General features: G+C 47.0%; 19 protein-coding genes, 1 pseudogene and 1 other annotated feature. Of the genes and pseudogenes, 9 read left to right on the top strand and 11 right to left on the bottom strand.

The window, feature by feature from the left end; genetic code table 11:
- Positions 1–94 precede the first annotated feature (94 nt).
- The 3 genes from CHI14_RS24615 to CHI14_RS24625 form a co-directional block, all read right to left on the bottom strand.
- Positions 95–2,119, bottom strand: coding sequence for a peptidoglycan D,D-transpeptidase FtsI family protein (locus CHI14_RS24615; RefSeq protein ID WP_095292160.1), 2,025 nt, complete (start codon positions 2,117–2,119; stop codon positions 95–97).
- 106 nt (positions 2,120–2,225) lie between these two features.
- Positions 2,226–3,374: a transglutaminase domain-containing protein gene (locus tag CHI14_RS24620; protein ID WP_095292161.1), complete on the bottom strand. Its 1,149-nt coding sequence runs from the start codon at positions 3,372–3,374 to the stop codon at positions 2,226–2,228.
- An 18-nt stretch (positions 3,375–3,392) separates the two neighbouring features.
- Positions 3,393–3,848 (bottom strand): ATPase, encoded by a 456-nt coding sequence (locus CHI14_RS24625; protein ID WP_095292162.1) that lies wholly within the window; start codon positions 3,846–3,848, stop codon positions 3,393–3,395.
- Positions 3,849–4,065: 217 nt separating this feature from the next.
- Between CHI14_RS24625 and CHI14_RS24630 the strand changes: the two genes are divergently transcribed.
- Positions 4,066–5,247 (top strand): MFS transporter, encoded by a 1,182-nt coding sequence (locus CHI14_RS24630; RefSeq protein ID WP_095292164.1) that lies wholly within the window; start codon positions 4,066–4,068, stop codon positions 5,245–5,247.
- Between the two features lie 165 nt (positions 5,248–5,412).
- Entirely contained in the window at positions 5,413–5,760 is a 348-nt protein-coding gene (locus CHI14_RS24635; protein WP_095292165.1) for a toprim domain-containing protein, read from the top strand.
- A 101-nt stretch (positions 5,761–5,861) separates the two neighbouring features.
- On the opposite strand, the gene CHI14_RS24640 is transcribed toward CHI14_RS24635, so the two are convergent.
- Both CHI14_RS24640 and cyoE read right to left on the bottom strand, forming a co-directional pair.
- Positions 5,862–6,473 (bottom strand): SCO family protein, encoded by a 612-nt coding sequence (locus CHI14_RS24640; protein ID WP_095292226.1) that lies wholly within the window; start codon positions 6,471–6,473, stop codon positions 5,862–5,864.
- Between the two features lie 238 nt (positions 6,474–6,711).
- Positions 6,712–7,641: a heme o synthase gene (gene cyoE, locus CHI14_RS24645; protein WP_095292167.1), complete on the bottom strand. Its 930-nt coding sequence runs from the start codon at positions 7,639–7,641 to the stop codon at positions 6,712–6,714.
- Positions 7,642–7,899: 258 nt separating this feature from the next.
- Between cyoE and CHI14_RS24650 the strand changes: the two genes are divergently transcribed.
- Positions 7,900–8,880: a metal-dependent hydrolase gene (locus CHI14_RS24650; RefSeq protein ID WP_095292168.1), complete on the top strand. Its 981-nt coding sequence runs from the start codon at positions 7,900–7,902 to the stop codon at positions 8,878–8,880.
- A 107-nt stretch (positions 8,881–8,987) separates the two neighbouring features.
- Here the strand turns inward: CHI14_RS24650 and CHI14_RS24655 are convergent, their stop codons facing one another.
- Positions 8,988–9,206, bottom strand: a complete 219-nt coding sequence (locus CHI14_RS24655) for an alpha/beta-type small acid-soluble spore protein (protein WP_095292170.1) — start codon at positions 9,204–9,206, stop codon at positions 8,988–8,990.
- Between the two features lie 118 nt (positions 9,207–9,324).
- On the opposite strand from CHI14_RS24655, the gene CHI14_RS24660 reads away from it, so the two are divergent.
- Both CHI14_RS24660 and CHI14_RS29800 read left to right on the top strand, forming a co-directional pair.
- Positions 9,325–9,522, top strand: a complete 198-nt coding sequence (locus CHI14_RS24660; RefSeq protein ID WP_095292171.1) for a hypothetical protein — start codon at positions 9,325–9,327, stop codon at positions 9,520–9,522.
- Positions 9,523–9,534: 12 nt separating this feature from the next.
- Positions 9,535–9,615: pseudogene (locus CHI14_RS29800) on the top strand (GntT/GntP/DsdX family permease); the annotation flags it as partial.
- 106 nt (positions 9,616–9,721) lie between these two features.
- Here CHI14_RS29800 and trpS read toward each other — a convergent pair.
- The gene (gene trpS, locus CHI14_RS24665; RefSeq protein WP_095292173.1) at positions 9,722–10,714 is read right to left on the bottom strand and encodes a tryptophan--tRNA ligase; all 993 of its coding nucleotides are present in this window, start codon (positions 10,712–10,714) and stop codon (positions 9,722–9,724) included.
- 70 nt (positions 10,715–10,784) lie between these two features.
- Positions 10,785–11,031: a binding site (T-box leader), on the bottom strand.
- A 241-nt stretch (positions 11,032–11,272) separates the two neighbouring features.
- Here trpS and CHI14_RS24675 point away from each other — a divergent pair.
- Positions 11,273–12,250, top strand: coding sequence for an aldose 1-epimerase (locus tag CHI14_RS24675; RefSeq protein ID WP_095292175.1), 978 nt, complete (start codon positions 11,273–11,275; stop codon positions 12,248–12,250).
- Between the two features lie 198 nt (positions 12,251–12,448).
- Positions 12,449–12,682 carry an alpha/beta-type small acid-soluble spore protein gene (locus CHI14_RS24680; RefSeq protein WP_095292177.1) on the top strand — a complete coding sequence of 78 codons (234 nt, stop codon included), beginning with the start codon at positions 12,449–12,451 and terminating at the stop codon, positions 12,680–12,682.
- Positions 12,683–12,761: 79 nt separating this feature from the next.
- Here CHI14_RS24680 and CHI14_RS24685 read toward each other — a convergent pair whose 3' ends face one another.
- Both CHI14_RS24685 and CHI14_RS24690 read right to left on the bottom strand, forming a co-directional pair.
- Entirely contained in the window at positions 12,762–13,175 is a 414-nt protein-coding gene (locus CHI14_RS24685) for an O-methyltransferase (RefSeq protein ID WP_095292178.1), read from the bottom strand.
- Positions 13,176–13,493: 318 nt separating this feature from the next.
- Complete coding sequence (locus tag CHI14_RS24690; RefSeq protein ID WP_095292180.1) at positions 13,494–15,293, bottom strand: M3 family oligoendopeptidase; 1,800 nt, start codon at positions 15,291–15,293, stop codon at positions 13,494–13,496.
- A 130-nt stretch (positions 15,294–15,423) separates the two neighbouring features.
- Between CHI14_RS24690 and CHI14_RS24695 the strand changes: the two genes are divergently transcribed.
- Together CHI14_RS24695 and CHI14_RS24700 are read left to right on the top strand one after the other, a co-directional pair.
- Positions 15,424–15,594, top strand: coding sequence for a YycC family protein (locus CHI14_RS24695; RefSeq protein WP_095292182.1), 171 nt, complete (start codon positions 15,424–15,426; stop codon positions 15,592–15,594).
- Positions 15,591–15,824, top strand: coding sequence for a hypothetical protein (locus CHI14_RS24700; RefSeq protein WP_095292183.1), 234 nt, complete (start codon positions 15,591–15,593; stop codon positions 15,822–15,824). Before CHI14_RS24695 ends, CHI14_RS24700 begins: the two co-directional genes overlap by 4 nt.
- A gap of 11 nt (positions 15,825–15,835) precedes the next feature.
- On the opposite strand, the gene CHI14_RS24705 is transcribed toward CHI14_RS24700, so the two are convergent.
- Together CHI14_RS24705 and CHI14_RS24710 are read right to left on the bottom strand one after the other, a co-directional pair.
- Positions 15,836–16,567, bottom strand: a complete 732-nt coding sequence (locus CHI14_RS24705; protein WP_095292184.1) for a DUF2225 domain-containing protein — start codon at positions 16,565–16,567, stop codon at positions 15,836–15,838.
- A gap of 38 nt (positions 16,568–16,605) precedes the next feature.
- A complete protein-coding gene (locus CHI14_RS24710; protein ID WP_095292186.1) occupies positions 16,606–16,983 on the bottom strand; it encodes a globin domain-containing protein in 378 nt (125 codons plus the stop codon).
- Between the last annotated feature and the right edge of the window lie 414 nt (positions 16,984–17,397).

A 17,397-nucleotide genomic window follows, 5' to 3' on the forward strand; every position in this document is an offset into this window, starting at 1 on the left:
TCTCCTGGATGGACGCCGATTATATCTACTTTCAATGCAATTTTATAAAATCATGACAAACCTATTGCCTATCTTATGTTTGAATTGACTGATATTATTGTGTATCTGTTTCTTCCGTTTTATCTTTCTTCGGAACACCGTCCAAGCCGAACTCCTCGTCATACGCATCGAAGATCGCACGTGCAACTGGAGCCGCACTGTTGGAACCGAAGCCCCCTTCCGGGATAACCACGGCTACAGCCAGTTTTGGATTTTCTCGCGGCGCATAAGCGATAAATACCCCGTTGTCGACCAATTTTCCGCCGACCACCTGTGTAGAAGTACCTGTTTTTCTGGCAAAGTCGTAAGGGAATCCGTTGAATGCAGTAACCTCGGTCGCCATGCCTCGTTGTACCTCATTCCAATAAGCGTCATTGAAATCGACTGTGCTTAGCACTTTGGGTTTCATTTTCTCAACGACATTCCCTTCTGAATCCCGGATCTCACTCACCAATTGAGGCTCCATTCGTTTACCCTTGTTGGCCAGCATCGTTGTATATTGGGCAAGCTGCATAGCCGTGTATTTCCCCTGTTGACCAAAAGAAGCATACACAAGGCGAGTCAGAGAACTTTCCTGTTCATTCGTGTATTCTCTGTATCCCAGCCATTCGTTTGGCAGATCGATTCCAGTCGAAACACCGAGACCGAATTGCTTCATGTACTTGTCCCATATATCGATCCCTCCGGCACCATATTGGGTGTACAACTTCTTACCGATTTCATCGATCATAAAAACGTTGGAAGAGTGACGAATCGCATCATGTGGAGTCAACGGACCGTATACGTGACCGGAAGAGTTCTGTACTCTGCGGTTATCCCCACCAAAAGTTGTAGAACCCCTATCTGGATATACGGTATTCGTAGTGAAGAAACCTTCCTTTAGACCGATCAATACACTCAGAGGTTTGATCGTGGAACCAAGCAATACAACCGATTCAGCCCGCTTTTTGGAATCATCCGGAGGGAAAGAACGAATGGTACCATTTTGATAAACATATTTGATGTCATCATATTGTTCGTTCGTGATGCTTCCTGTTCTCCAGATGTTCGTATCATAGTCCGGCATACTGGCGATCGACACAATTTTCCCAGTGTCCACTTCCATCGCTACCGCAAAACCTGTCTTGGCATTCGGGTGCAGTCTACCGGAAACCGGGTGCGTATGCAGCCAGCTCAGTTGATCCAGGATCGCCTGCTCTGTCTTCACCTGCACGTTTTTGTTGATGCTCGTAATCAGGTCATAGCCCTTCTCAGGTGGAGTAGATCCTGCAACGCCCTCAGGCAAATTCCGCAAATCCACATCCACGGAGTTATAACCGCTTTTGCCGCGCAGTATATCTTGATACTGCAGCTCAAGACCGTCGAACCCGACAAACTCGTTTTCCGTGTATACCAGTCCTGGGTCCGTTTGCGTTTTGTTTGCCTCATCAATCTCTTGGTATTTGTCCAGTGTTTTGGAACTTTTAAACTTTTTCAAATATCCGATAGTCTGAACAGCAACCGTATCCGGATCATAGTAACGCACACTTTCTTCAACAATCTGAATTCCCGTGAATTCATCCTTATGCTGGAGGAAATAAGCGACTTCTTCCTCCGACAGATCACTCTTGATGAGACGTGGCATGAAGCCATTCGCCTTGCGGGAGTTCAGGTCCATCGCTTCAATGATCTGATCTACGGTAAGGGACTCCGACTCCTTGGTTTTGTACTGTTCGAACACATCATGCAGCCTTGTCGCAATATCCTGAGCTTCCGGGAAGTTTGGACTTGGTTGTCCGTTCACATCACCATAGTTTTTATAGAGCGTCAGGTATAGAGACTGAATCGGCTTGGAATACGCCAGCTTCACCTCACCGGTTGAATCATAGATGGTTCCCCTCACCGGTGCGAGCGGCACATCTTTGGTAATGTTGCTGGCCTCTTCCTGACTGAGCTCAGGTCCTTCCACGAATTGCAGAAACGCCAGTCGTACGATAATTACGCTAAAAATAACAAAGGAAGCGAAGAAAAATACGTTCATCCGGTAACTGAAGCGCCGTTTGTCGGTAAGTTCATCCTTCTCTTTTGAATGATTGTTCATTCATCCTACCTCTTTCATGACTTGATGCATACCGCTCTTAGAAGTCCAGCCGCGGCATGATAACCTGGCAACGTCGTCATAATCCGGAACCCTGTCCGGTGTAATGTTATGCTGTCTGATCTTTCAGATGGGTATCGGCAAAATTCGGAGGATTGAACCAGTCACCGCTCACCGCCCATGTCGGATCAAGCGGAATCCAGCTCTGGGAATCACTCAAATAAATTTCATTCCATGCATGTGGGCCATATCCGCCCTGGCCGTTGTACCCAAGTCCTGTAACGACCTTAACATCCAGTCCTTGTGAACGGGCCATGACCGCATACAGACGAGCGTAATCAATGCATACCCCTTTACGCGTATCAAACGTGTTCTGCGGTGTCTGTTCATGCCATATGCCTTTTTGCTCATAATCATCCACTTTCCCGTAATCATATTGAATGCGGGAACCAACCCAATCATACAAGGCCCGTGCTTTCGCTTCTTCCGTCGTGTAACCTTTCACAATTTCACTGGCTGCAGATTCAATATCTGCGGGAATATTGTGGTCAATGACTTCATACTTCCGCTGCAAAATTCCGCCCAGTTCCTTCTGAACCGCTTGGGTAAATACCGGCAGCTTGTCCTTGATCAGGTTACCCGATAACGGTTCAATAACGGACTTTGCTCCCTGCATGTAGATCGGCGAAGCCTCTACATATCGGCTAAACATGCTTCCAGGATACAGGCTGACGATCATGAAAAGAACGGCAATGACAATCATCCCGCGAGCAGATCCAATGACCGCTCCTATGATTGCACCCATGAAGCGGCTAATAATCCCCTTGGGAGTACTCTCTTGTTCTGCCGAATGATATCTCCTTCTGAAGAAAAGGAAAGAGAACAAGCCAAGAACCATACGAATAATTCCATAGCTAAGCACAAACAACACGGCAAAACGCATCAATGGAAAATCAGCAATCGCCGTAACCAACGTATAATACATCTGCTCCCATCGGTTCAGATCCCGATTCGGCATGGCTGAAGCATGCGCAGACAACCACTGCTGCACATACGGAGCCAGCCAAAGAGTCAAACCAATGGACAGCAGAATGCCAATGACCGCCATAATGCCATCCATCAGGAATCCAAATAGTCTTCCTGCTGAACGCGAAGCGCCTCTGGACCATCCCTGAAGCAATGAAGCTGCCACAATCAATAACAGCATAATCGTGATGCCATTGAATTCCTTCAGGCTGTCCAGCCAATTCTGCAACACGTATTTATTCCCCCTTTGCTAAGAAGCTGGTACAGTTCCATTTCCTCTGGCCTGTTCGACAAACGTACGTATCGTTTCATTGTCGAGATTCCATTCGCCAAGTGAAATTCCGCGCAAGGTCACATTGACCTTGTTCGACCCGGCTGTCCCCTTAATTTCCACATTGGGACTCGTAATGGTAAATTGTCCATCCTGTCCTTTGGCGTAGGTGGCCTTGGAGGCTTCCTTCACCATCATATTGGTCGCTTCCTTTTTCAATGTGTCCATCGTACTGGACTGCACATCCGAAACCGTCTGTTTAATCTGATCGATGGAGATGCCGCTGTATATCAACAGAGCCGCAATAATGATGATGGCAATCGCCCATTTTAATACGGTTTTGACCACATTCAGAACAAAGAACAAAATGATCAGTGCAACGACGATCACCAGCCAGTTCTGCATCACAAACTCTTTGATCACTTCTATGTTCATGATTACACCTTCCGTATTAGAGTTAAGAAATCACACTTCCCGAATATTATACATGATTTCCGAACCCGCTGTCAGCTAAGCACTCTCTCGTAAAAATAAAGGTCTAAGTTCGTCCAGTTGAACGTACAAGTAGTACCATGAGGTTTTGCATGAAGAATCGGGAACGCATTTTGACGACCTGGCATGAACATGCATCGTTTAACAAGGAGGGGCTTTTGTGAAAACGGCCATCTGGCTCTATCTATTTTTGTTTCTTGCTGTTTTTGACCTGCACGCCCAATATCCCATCCTGACCCCCTTTGCCATCTCGCTTGGGGCTGCACCCACCTTCATCGGGTGGATGATGGGTATCTACTCCTTGACTCATCTTCCCGGCAATTTAATTGCTGGCACACAAATCGATAAACATGGCAGTCGGCGTTATATCGTGTTTAGTCTGCTTGGAGCAGGCATTATTTTGCTGCTGCAAGCCCATATTCACACGCCATGGCAGCTGCTTGCGCTTCGTTCCATCAGCGGCTTTGTGCTCGCTTTTCTGTCTCCGGCCTGTCTGGCCCTGCTTGCACAGCTGTCGACCAACCCGGTCACTCAGGGCAAGTATATGTCCGGACATGGTGTCGTGCATACGCTGGCGTCAGTTGTATCCCCGGCTGCCGGAGCACTGATTGTTGGCGCTTTGGGATTCTCTGCTACCTTTGCGAGTCTTGGATACCTGCTCATCCTGTCAGGCATGATTGCCTGGTTGTCCATGCCGAAGGGGCTTGTCGATGTTCAGCGCGAGAAAGAAACCGTGCCTCCCAAGCCTGCTAACCTCGGAGGCAGTACCAGTACTTTTATTCCAGTCTCCTGGCGGTATTTTGCATTGCCGCTGGTTATTGCTTGTGCACAAGGGATTCTGTTTTTTGAATTGCCTCTTCGGGGCGGAGGGCATTCGTCCATGATGTCTACGGGGTTATTGTTTTCGGTCATTAGTATCGGGGCACTGCTTACGCTCAGCATGCTTTTTCTTAATCGCTATTCGCCCAAGCTGCGTTTAACTGCAGGGGTCCTGCTAATGTCTCTCTGCTTCTTCACGCTGGCAGCCTTCCCGGACATCCCTCTCGCTGCTGTGCTCTTTGTACTGGGCATGTCCAAAGGGATTACTTTTCCAGCCATGGCGACCCTGTTCATCCGTTTAAGCGGCGGAAGCAAGCTGGGACGTATTTTTTCACTGCAATCCATTGCTACCTCCATCGGGTCCTTCATTGGTCCCATCGCCGCAGGTCAGCTGCGTGTAGGTGTCTCGCCGTATTTTATCGCGTTTATTCTATTAATGGTCGGTATTCTACTCCTTCCGTACTTCACCAGCAGACGTGAGGCATCCCTGTCTTCAACCGATCCGAATAGCGTACTGGGATAAACTTAATCCATGATGTAAGTCCTTTTTTTATTAAAATGGCTTGTATTCACCTTTGCTTTGCATCATTCCCCCATTTACAGCTAAACTATATATAATCCAGTCGATTTTCGCTGCAACATTTCCCGGGGAATGTCGACACTAGCTCTCGAACAAGAGGTGAATATCATGCCTATTCATGTCATTGTGGAAGGTAAGAATGATCGCAGCAAGCTGAAACGTCTCGTTGGGCCGGAAATCAACATTTTATGTACATTCGGCACTCTGAATTCGCTCAAGCTGGAGTCCCTGCGCAAACAGGTTGGTTATGATGAAGTATATCTGTTTATGGATAATGACAGTTCGGGTAAAAAAATCAGAGGTGTGCTGCGGGACGCCTTCCCCGATGCAGTGCAGATGTATACCAGACGTGGTTATGCGGGTGTAGAAGGAACCCCTGACGAGTACATCATTGCCCAGTTGGAGAAGGCCGGATTGGAAGAGTATATTCAATACCCCGAGTACCCGTCTTTCTAAACGTAAAACAATTGCAAAAGGCTGTTTACCGGTTATTTACCAACCGGTAAGCAGCCTTTTTTTATGAATACTAATATGATTTCTAATATAATTAGAACAGATTATTCATTGATAAGATTGCGGATATCCTCTGCGATTACTGCAGGCTCAACATCTTCTGTATTAAATGCGTTATACACCTTGCGCAGCTGATTGTTCTGATCGACGAGACCAATCATGTTCATATGTGCAAAATCATCCTTGCTCTCGCCTTCAATCAGAATCTGAAATGAATCCCTGGCGAGCTGCTTTGTTTTGTCCATATCCCCTCGCAGGAAATACCACCCGTCATAATCCGCGTGGAAACGGTCCGCGAATTCCTTAATTTTCTCCTTGGTATCGACTTCCGGATCAAATGAAATCGAAACAAAGGAAGCATCCTTGCCGAATGTGCCATCTTCCTTCAACAAATCCTGCACCTGCGACAACGTAAACGTCGTAATTGGGCATACATCAGGACAACTGGTGAAATAAAAATAGAACAGCCGCACCTTGCCTTTGGTATCATCGAGTGAAACGGTTGTCCCATCCACATTTTCCATGGAGAAGGATTGGATCTCCCGAATCTCGGGTAATTTCTCCTTGCTGGCAAAGACGGTGCCCCACATAAGGTATACAGCCATAATCAGTGCGAGACCTAGCAGCATCCAGGTCCATTTGTACTTTTTCAGCATCATCCTCGTCCTTTCTCTGTACTTTCGATATGAATGCGCATACATATTTAACTTTGAATTACATGGCTATCGTTTCTTGTCCGGAATGTCACGTTATGAAGTAATAAGTAACTTCTTTTGCTTAAAAGTGCATATGTATACGAAGAACCCCGCTCTGGATGGGACCCTTCCTTATTGTAACTGTTCTTGATGCAGATGCCCAAGCATTTATTTTGCACCTTCACCGTACTGCATCCCATTATTTATGAACCGTATCCAGAATCATCAGTATGAAGCTCAGAGACAGATAATTAATGGAATAAAGAAATACCTTTTTGGCCCAGGCGTCCGTATCCTGTGCACGAAATCCTTTGAGTGCATAATACAGCCACAGTACAGACAGCACCAGTGACACCGTCAGATAAAAAATACCGGCATACCCGTACGCATACATTAAAATGGGAACAAAAATCTGCAGTACCAGATAAGGAATCATTTGAATCTTGGTCCGTTCAATGCCCTTCACTACGGGCAGGAGCGGAAATCCACCAGCCCGATAATCCTCTACCCGGCGGATGGCGAGCGCCCAAAAATGCGGAGGCTGCCACAGGAACAACATGGCAAGAAGCAGCCATGCACCCAGGTCCAAACGCCCCGTTACAGCGACATAACCGATAACTGGCGGCATGGCACCTGACAAACCGCCGATGGATGTGCTCCATGTTGAAGAACGTTTTAACCAAAGCGTATAAATAAGAACATAGACGAACATGCCAAAAATGCCGCACAATCCGGCAAGTATACCCGAAAAAGCAAAAAGAACAGTTAAGCCTAGCACGCCTAAAATAATGGCATACGACAAAACCACCTTCGGTGTTAGCCTTCCTGTCGGTAAGGAGCGGTTGCGGGTACGTTCCATTTTCAAATCAAGTTCACGATCAAAATAATTGTTAAATACGCAGGAAGAAGCCATAACAAGCGCAGTCCCAAGTAGGGTCAGCAGCATCTTTACCCAATTGATATCCCACTGGGATGCCAGCCAAAACCCTCCAAAAACGGCGATAAGATTGGTCCGAAGTATTCCCGGTTTGGTGATATGAATAAAGTCTTTCCACGATCCCGACTTGGTCGGAGGCGAGGTCAATGTTGCAGAATCGGAAGAAGCCTGGTATCCCAACTGATTGTCCACGCTTGGTTAATCCCCCCTTAATTCTCGGTTTGGAGGTTTCTCTCTTTGTCTCCGATATAAAGTTTATCATAGGTAAATCGCCAAGAGTATGACAATGCTCGTACAAATGTTGGGTGAAATGAACTTCTTATGACATCTTTTTCGGGTTTTGGCTGTTTTGCTTCAAGACAGGCGGATAATATACACTATATATGGGTATCACCTAGATAGAGAATCATTAATATGATGAAATCGAGCTACACCACAAAGGAGACGTTTATGGATACTTCTACACATTTTGTCATGGGTATTGGTTTGGCAGGTCTGGCTTATGTCGATCCTGTCGTGGCTTCCAGTCCCATGCTCGCGGCTGCGGTGATGGTGGGTACCATTGCCGGCTCCCAGGCCCCTGACATTGATACGGCGCTGCGTCTCAAAAGCAACTCATTGTACATTCGAAATCATCGGGGTATGTCCCACTCGCCGCCATTTCTTCTATTATGGGTTCTGCTCATCACTGGCGTCATTGCACTGATTTTCCCGGATGTTCCCATTGGGCACGTCGCTGCCTGGACAGCTGTCGCCGTAGGCGTTCACGTTTTTACCGATCTGTTCAACACCTACGGAACTCAGGCAGCAAGGCCATTCTCAGAACGCTGGATTGCCTGGAATATCATTCATATTTTCGATCCGTTTCTGTTCGCTTCGCACGTGGTTGCCATCCTGCTGTGGGCCTTTGATCTGATCGCCCCTGCTCCGTTGTTTGCCACACTGTATATCGTTATAGCCCTCTATTATGTATGGCGAATCATTGCCCATGCCCAAGCTGTAGCCAAAGTAAAAAGACTGGACAACAACAAACCGGCGCTTCGCTATATCGTCATTCCAACGATATCCTGGAACCGCTGGCATGTGGTGAAGCATTTTGCGGATAACAGTTACGAAATCGGAAAAATGGATGGAGCAGAGCTGACCTGGCATCTGCATGCCTCGTCTTCCACTCATGCGGCTGTTGCCGCCTCACGGAAATCACCAGAGGTAAATGCCTTTCTCTACTTCACCTCTTATGCGGTTGCAGATGTAGAGGAGCTGCCTGCAGGATACAAGGTCCGCTGGGCGGATGTGCGGTATCGACACCGCAAGCAGTATCCTTTTGTCGCCGTGGTCGTGATGGACCGCAATTTTGAAACGATTGATACGTATGTCGGCTGGTTAAGCGATGAGAAAATGGATAAAAAACTTTTATCCGCCCGGTCTTGACGAGAAGGACCGGGAAAGGCACAATCAAGTAAGGAACTGTTGCGCGATGAAAAGCCCGGAGCGTTTCCGCTCCGGGCCTTTGTTTTGTTGCTTGCTTTTATGATAAATTATTTGCCAGACCCAGACAATTGTTGCTCAGCGATTTGTACCAGACGTTTGGTGATGTAACCACCAAGAGATCCTGTCTCACGGGAAGTGTAGTTACCGTAGTAACCGTCTTGCGGGATTGTTACACCCAGTTCCTGTGCAGCTTCCATTTTCAATTGTTGTAGTGCTGCAGTTGCTTGAGGTACCACCAAGTTGTTAGAACGAGATCCTTGAGCCATATTTAAAATCTCCTTTCAATCTGTGTCTGTAATGTATTGCAAGCTTGCAAGATTATTATGGCTCGCACGCTTCAAGTTATACGGAGATTCATTAAATTTGTGATGGAGGTTTTTCCCAATGAGTAAAGGTTTGTCCTTATGGTTCGCATTCTCCTCGATTGTTTTGTTAACGGTTTCAGCCATATCGATTTCTTATAACGGCTGGTTAGCCTCGCTGCTGTTCATCCTATCCATTGCCAATATCGGCTGGGGTTTCGTCATTCGTGCCAAGAAGGAGCGCCAGGAATTGCGTTCTACATCCGAATCGACATCCTAACCTGGAAGGTGACTCGGCGGTACGCTTGGAACCATAGCCATTGTCATCGGGCTTGGCATGATGCTGGGCAAAATGATGGCTGAATCAGGCGGTGATGGTTCCTATTTGAACAAAAAGAGAGAGGAGCTGTTGGCTCCTCTCTCTTTTTGTTCACTTTATATCGTGAAATTTTAACATTGTTGAAGATGTCTGTGATGGCCTATACGGTACGTCTAGGAACAAAACCCATGCGTTCTTTCACATCATGAAGCGTTTTGGCAGCGACTGTTTCAGCACGACGTGCTGAAGTCTCCAAAATTTCGGCCAATTCGCCAGATTCACGAATTTCGCGATATCGTTCCTGTAACGGTTCAATAACAGAGACAACCACTTCGGCCAACTCTTTTTTGAACGGACCATACATTTTACCCTCGTAACGCTCTGCTACTTCATTCAGCGTAATGCCTGCACACTCTGCATAGATGCTCATCAGATTGCTGACCTCTGGCTTGTTGGCCGGGTCGTAAAGCACTTCACGTCCGGAGTCCGTCGTGGCACGGCTAATTTTTTTGCGTATTACATCCGGCGGGTCCAAGAGGGCAATGTAGCTGCCTGCATTTGGATTACTTTTACTCATTTTTGAGGAAGCATCGTCCAGAGACATCACGCGTGCGCCCACCTGCGGAATATATGGATCCGGAATGGTAAAGTATTCACCATAACGATGATTGAAACGGCCTGCCAGATCGCGGGTGAGTTCCAAATGCTGTTTTTGATCCTCTCCTACAGGAACGAGGTCTGCATTGTAAAGCAAAATGTCGGCTGCCATCAATGAAGGATATACGAACAAGCCTGCCCCAACCGAGTCCTTGCCTGAAGATTTATCCTTGAACTGGGTCATCCGCTCCAGTTCACCCATCGATGTCAGTGTCGTCATCAACCATCCAAGCTCAGCATGCTGAGGAACATGGGATTGCAGGAACACATTTGATTTTGTTGGATCGATCCCCGCTGCTAGAAACAGTGCAGCGACAGCTTCAGATTGTTCACGCAGTGCAGCCGGCTCCTGAGCCACGGTTACTGCGTGTAGGTCCACCACCATAAAATGGCATTGGTAATCATGCTGCAGCTTCACAAAGTTCTTGATTGCACCAATATAGTTGCCCAGCGTAAGTTTACCGCTCGGCTGGATTCCAGATAATACAGTTTTCATAAGTCACTTGCGCCTCCTCATGTTTTGTTCGCCTGTTTCTTCTCCGCGGACGCAAAAAAGCCTCACATCCGCAAGGGACGTGAGACCGTGGTGCCACCCTTATTCGTGTTTTTCAATCATGCGAAAAACACCTTCATTTTCCCGTAACGTGGAATAGACGTCCAATTCTACTGAGGTACGGTTTGCATTTCTGCAAGGCACCTGTTCCAATCGGCACTCAAGGGTCCATTCGGTAAAGAGTTCACACCGGTTCGCATCACCCACCGGCTTTCTGAAGAGTTTTCTCCTGACTTACTTGTCCCTGTCATCGCTTTGATTCAATTCATATGTTATTTCCTTCTGCATTCCATCTTAATCCGCTTCACGCAGATTGTCAAAAATGGAATCAGCTTTTTTTACCCGCCAAGCCGAAATCTGTTATGATGGAATTGCTTATCCTGTTTCAGCCCTTCCTCGGAAGGCTGTATGGGATTGCTGGCATGTACTCAATGACACGCCTGCAGCGGAGCATGATAAGCCGCTTGCAGACAGATTTCAAGTGGGAAAAGGAGCATCGATATGAAACAAGTGACCAAAGGCCAATGGAATGGTTACGACACGTATATCCTACATAGCCGTGAATTGGAGATCACCCTGCTGCCGCGTTTAGGAAACAATATCATCTCGATTCGTGATCTGGTGCAGGATCGTGATGTCGTCCGCAGTCCAGAAGAAGATGATTTAGCATTTTATTTGCAGAAACCTTATCACTTCGGTGTTCCGCTTCTGGTTCCGCCAGGACGCATACATCGTGGGCGCTTCGAATACGAAGGGGTTCAATACCAGTTCGATCAGAATACGGCAAATGACAACCATATTCACGGTCTCCATCGCACCCAATCCTGGTGTGTCAGCGACATTGAAGAAGATGAAGAAGGCTGTGCCATTACAACCGAATTGCTGACTGCAAATGAAGAGCATTGGATGGAACAATTTCCGGTGCCCCTGAAGCTCGAAATGACGTTCAGGCTGCAAAACTCCGTACTGAGCCAGCGTCTTCGCGTTACCAACCTGGGTTCGACTCCCGCTCCGTTTGGAATGGGATATCATACATGGTTCCTGCTAGACGGCAAGCCTGCCGATTGGACACTTCAACTACCCGTCTCTGGCGTATACGCTCAGAACGAGGAACAGCTGCCTACGGGTGAGCTTGAGCCACTTGGAGATTGGGACGCCTTGAATCAAGGTGTAAATATGCATGGACGCAACTGGGATACGATTCTCAAAGCTACGGAAGGTCAGGCAGCGACTGCCCAGCTCCGTCGTCAGGATGGATATATGCTGAACTACTCAGCAGATGAACAGTATTTTAAACACTGGGTGCTCTTTACCAAGGGTGAATCCGATCAGTTTCTGTGCATTGAGCCCTACACCTGGCTCTCCGATGCCCCGAACCTCCCTCTGACGGATGAACAAACCGGGTTAATTCGTTTGGAACCTGAACACCCCGTTGAACTTCTCACCCGGATTGAGGTTATTGCTCCTACCAAGGAGTAGTGCCTTTCAATCTTGTACGGGTAGTACAACACACCTATAATATTTACCTTATTAACAAAGAGGCCGATCCTGTCTGGATCGGCTTTTTTCATGTCTTTCTTCACAATTAAATCCCAATTATTCCCTTACGCCATATCACGTATATTTCCTCATTCTCTAACCATACTAACATCACCAAGCCATAAGGAGGTGACACACATGTACGGAGGTCAAAACAGAGGTAGCGGAAGCCGTTCCAACAATCTGGTTGTTCCTCAAGCAAACGCAGCATTGCAACAATTGAAAATGGAAGCTGCGCAAGAGCTGGGTGTAACAATTCCACAAGACGGTTACTACGGTAACTACACTTCCCGTGAGACAGGTTCTCTGGGTGGATACATTACTAAACGTCTGGTACAAATCGCTGAGCAACAATTGTCTGGTCGTTCTTAAGTTCGGACTAATGCTTGGATGATTTAAAGCCAAAAAGCGGCCTTCTCCGGAAGCGCCGCTTTTGTGCATGTCTACACCATTAAGATGTCGACTCCATTCCTGAATCCTTGTATGTATTTGTTCTAGGATAGCGAATCATAAGGTTAGCCATGTTGTAATTGGATTCCATCGTGGCATCCACCAAAATTACGCCTTGTCTTACGGTGAAGTCATACGAGATTTCTCCATGCGTCCAGTTCTGCTTAAACTTTAAAGTCTCAAGTGCCATAGCGCGGAAGGAGGAGCGCTGACTTCCAGTTAACCCCTGATCCTCTGCTTCCATTTGTCCATTTCGTCCGGTTATCGGATTATGTCGAATACCAAACTTTCCAATTACATTATTGCGTATTTGCACAAAAACTACACCTGAGTCCAACCCTGCCAGTTCCTTATCAAGTTCTTTAAACACCAGATCCAACTGTCTTGCTAATGAAAGCTGGTCAATATTTACCATTATCGCTCCCCCTTTATGCACTTCATCCTTCAAAACAAGGACTTACGACTCATTATATGACAACAAATATACTCATTCAACAAAATGAAACAAACTTGGGTATTTATTACTATAAATTGCACAATTAATTGCCAATCCAATGCTTTAAAACGAGTTAATTCTTGATATTCCGACAAATTATACGAATCAGGCCTACGACTAGAATAACCAAAGAGAGCTGCACTACATGCTGGTTAACATGTGCTGCAGCTCTCTTTTTCACATACGAGTATATGAAGCATTTCATTCAAAATGCTTGGGTACCACTCCCCGTATTTGTCACTTCGCGGTTGCCGTCATTTCAAGAAATTGCTCAATATCGGCAATCACCAGATTTGCAGCATTTTGCCAGAAGTCAGGCTGTGTCAGATCTGTACCCAGATGTTTCTGTGCAAGTTCTTCCACCGTCATTCGCCCGGTATCCCGCAGCAAATCATCATATTTGTCTGCAAAGGCTGTACCTTCCTGCTGTGCTCTGGCGTAGATGCCCGCACTGAACATGTAGCCAAAGGTGTAAGGGAAGTTGTAGAATGGCACACCTGTCAGATAGAAGTGCAGCTTCGATGCCCAGAAGTGAGGATGATCCGATGCAAGGACGCCACAGAAGGCTTCCTGCTGAGCCTCCACCATCAATTTGGATAACTCATCTGCATTTACCAAACCTTTTTTGCGCTGTTCATAGAAGCGATTCTCAAACAGAAAACGAGCATGGATATTCATGAAGAAGGCAACGCTGCGCTGGATCTTATCTTCCAGCAGAGCCAGCTTCTCCTGTTCATCCGTTGCGGACTGTACCAGTGCATCAGCCACAATTAGTTCGGCAAAAGTGGATGCAGTCTCTGCCACATTCATGGCATAACGTTGATTCAGTGCAGGAAGTTCTTCCATAATATGCTGATGATAGCCATGTCCTAGTTCATGCGCAAGTGTAGAAACGTTGGATGGCGTTCCGGAGAACGTCATGAATATGCGGGTAGCTTTGCTTAGCGGCAAAGAAGTACAGAATCCGCCTGGACGTTTGCCTGGACGATCTTCCGCTTCAATCCAGCGCTTCTCAAATGCCATCTCAGCAAATGTCGAGAGCTTCGGGCTGAATTTGGCGAATTGTTCAACGATATTGATTGCCGCCTCATCATAAGTCACTTTGCCACCCGACTTGCCTACAGGTGCATCAATATCGCTCCAGCTGAGTTTATCCACACCCAGCAGCTTCGCCTTGCGTTCCAGATACTTCACGAGTGCCGGTTTGGCTCCGTTGATAACGTCCCACATCGTATCGAGCGTTTGGCGAGACATCCGGTTGATGGCTAGTGGTTCTTTGAGAATATCGTCCCAGCCGCGGTTCTCATATAACTTGAGACGGAATCCGGCTAGATGGTTTAATGTATCGGCACAGAAGTCCTCCACATCCGTCCAAGCCTTCTCCCAGCTCGCAAATACCGTTTCACGCACGTTGCGATCACTGTCACTCAGCTTGTTGGCAGCCTGTCCGGCGGAAAGCATAATCGTTTCACCGTTTTGTTCAAAAGGAATGTTCACTTTACTTACGATCGTATTATAGAACTTGCCCCAACCATGATAGCCATCCACGCCCAGATCCAGCGCAAGACCTTCAAGTTCAGGGGACAGCTTCTCACGAGCCTGTGTCCGGCTCTCATTCAGTACAAAAGCCAATGTCTTGATATCTTCACGAGCAATCCACTTCTCCCATACATCATCAGCTGTCTGACTAAGAAGGTTGTCAAAACGGGACTTGCTGCTGTTCAGCATGGCCCCGAGCGTACTAACGGAGCCTTGCAGCTGCGTAGCCTTCTTATCCTGCTGATTTTGCGATGAAAGGCACGACACAAATGCAGAACCTTCCGAAATACGAATGTAACAGCTCTGGAGTAATTCCAGAATGGCGTCGAATGCATGAGTTTCTTCAAGGGTCTTTGGTGCAGTAGTTTCAATCAACAGGGTTTGAAGTTTGCGTACATCCTGTTCCAGCAGGGCCAAGTACGCAGCGAATGATTCGGAGGAAGAACCTCCACTAAAAATGGACTCCAGATCCCATACAGGTTTTAATGGTGTTTTCATTTAATAAGGCACCTCTCTTTTTTGGAATTCAAGGATTTAAGCTAGAATACTTCAATTAAAAACTGGTTTTATGAGTGCTCTATCTCTATACTAGAGAAATAGTTCAAGCCATTTTCAGGAGGTAAATGTGATGAAACCTTTACAAATATCGGCTGAAACAGCCGTCAAATTAGCAGAATCCCTTGGCGTACCGCTTGAGCATCTGATGCACATGCCCCAGCACATCCTGTTGCAGAAGATTGCCGAGTTGGCCAAAGAAGAAGCATCCAAACCAGCCCCTTCGGAAGGCGAGAAGGAATGATCCCTTTTGAAAACAGCTGGCCCTATGATATTGTCATGGGTGACATCTATGTACAGCAATGCCCGTTCTGCCAAGCAAGCAATGTGCTGCTGCCCCTCAAACCGAGGGAGCTTGTGCGCATTCGTGAAGGCAAAAAGAAATTGCTGGTCTTTCCTTGTTGCAATGGAAGCATGACCGTTATTGATAACGATAGTGATTATCTGCTTTCCAGTAAACCTGTCCGCAAATAATCAAAATTCAATTAGATGGGGCTGCGCTTAGCAGCCTCTTTGTCTGCTTCAATCATTTCTTCAGGCAGTTCCATCTTGCCAGATATCATCTGTTCCCTCAGCAGGGCCCACTGCTCTCTGGATGCCCGAATCATGGCCGCATCCGTGATCCGTTTATCGTGAATGACACGCCCGAACCATTTGACGGCCTCGTGGAAGCGGCCTGCTCTGCGATTCAGCTCACCAAGCAGGTACAGCAGCCTTGCTTCATTACTACCCGCGCCTTCCCGCTCGAACACTCTAACATAAGCTTCCAGACTAAACTCCAGAAAGCGCCGTTCCTGCTCATGATCTTCCCGGTAACGATACAACCAGGCAATATGGTGCAGCAGTCCTGCTACAATGCGATCCTTCTCCTGGATCACCTGAGCACAGAATAGACCGAGCTTGTATGTGGCCAGTGCCTGGTCTAGCGTCCGTGCACCGCTGTAATCCCGTTTCTCCCAACGATTACCGATCTGTTCCTTGAACGCAAGTCGCTGCTTGTCCGTCAGTTTATCTGTCGAGTTCTCTGTCGATGCAAACCCGCATTCAGGGCAGATCCGCACAACATAAAAATCCGGATTCTCCAGCTTATAGTAGGCACAAAAATCGGAATCTGTCCGATAGGGCCGCTTTAAGCTCGGTCTGACTCTGGAGGTTTCAAACTCGGTTTCACAATAATGACATGTGACCTTCACCTTATATAGAGGCTCTAATTCCACTTGTTCCCATCCCTCTCCCGTTTTACCTGTATTCGGAGTTACGGCGTATTCACAAAATGATGTGCCGGCCCCGACAAACGCTGCAGGACAAAAGAATGCAGCGGCTCTTCCACACCGATCTGTGTCAACGCTTGATCCATGCATGCCAGCCAGGCATGTGCCCGTTCAACGGTTACTTCAAAATGCATATGGCGGGCACGCATCATCGGATGACCATACGCTTCAGAGAACAACGCAGGTCCACCGAAAAACTGCGACAAAAACATGTATTGCTTGTCCATAACCGGCTGTATATCTTCCGGAAATAGAGGAGCCAGTTGGTCGTTTTGCTGGACTATAGGGTAAAAGGCTTCAACTAATGCCCGAACACCCTGCTCACCGCCCAGATTTTCATAAATACTCAGATTGGGATCCATTCATCTAACCCTCACTAGTCGTGTCGAATTTTGGCATATCTTACACTTCAATGCTTAAATGTGAAAACAAAATCGAGATCAGGTTGCCATCACCTTTATCTTCATTCTATCAAAAAAATCCCAAAAGTCCTATCTAACATCAGCAAGTCAAGATGTCTTCGATCCTTTTCCTCTAGAGCCTCTTCACTTCGGAAGACACAAAAAAAGCACCAATCGCAAGATTGGCGCACCATATATTCCATTAATAACTTCGCCAGTCCTCTTCTTCAGAGCGTACAAGCGAGGCACGTATCACATAGACAAAAGCACAGACCAGGATTCCGGTGACAAGACTCATAATCATCACTCCATCCGATTTGAATTTCACCCTATTGGACAAATAGGTGACGTTCAGGCGTTTTTTATCATTTTAGC

It is taken from the genome of Paenibacillus sp. 7516 (assembly GCF_002272715.1).
GTDB classification, from domain to species: domain Bacteria; phylum Bacillota; class Bacilli; order Paenibacillales; family Paenibacillaceae; genus Paenibacillus; species Paenibacillus illinoisensis_A.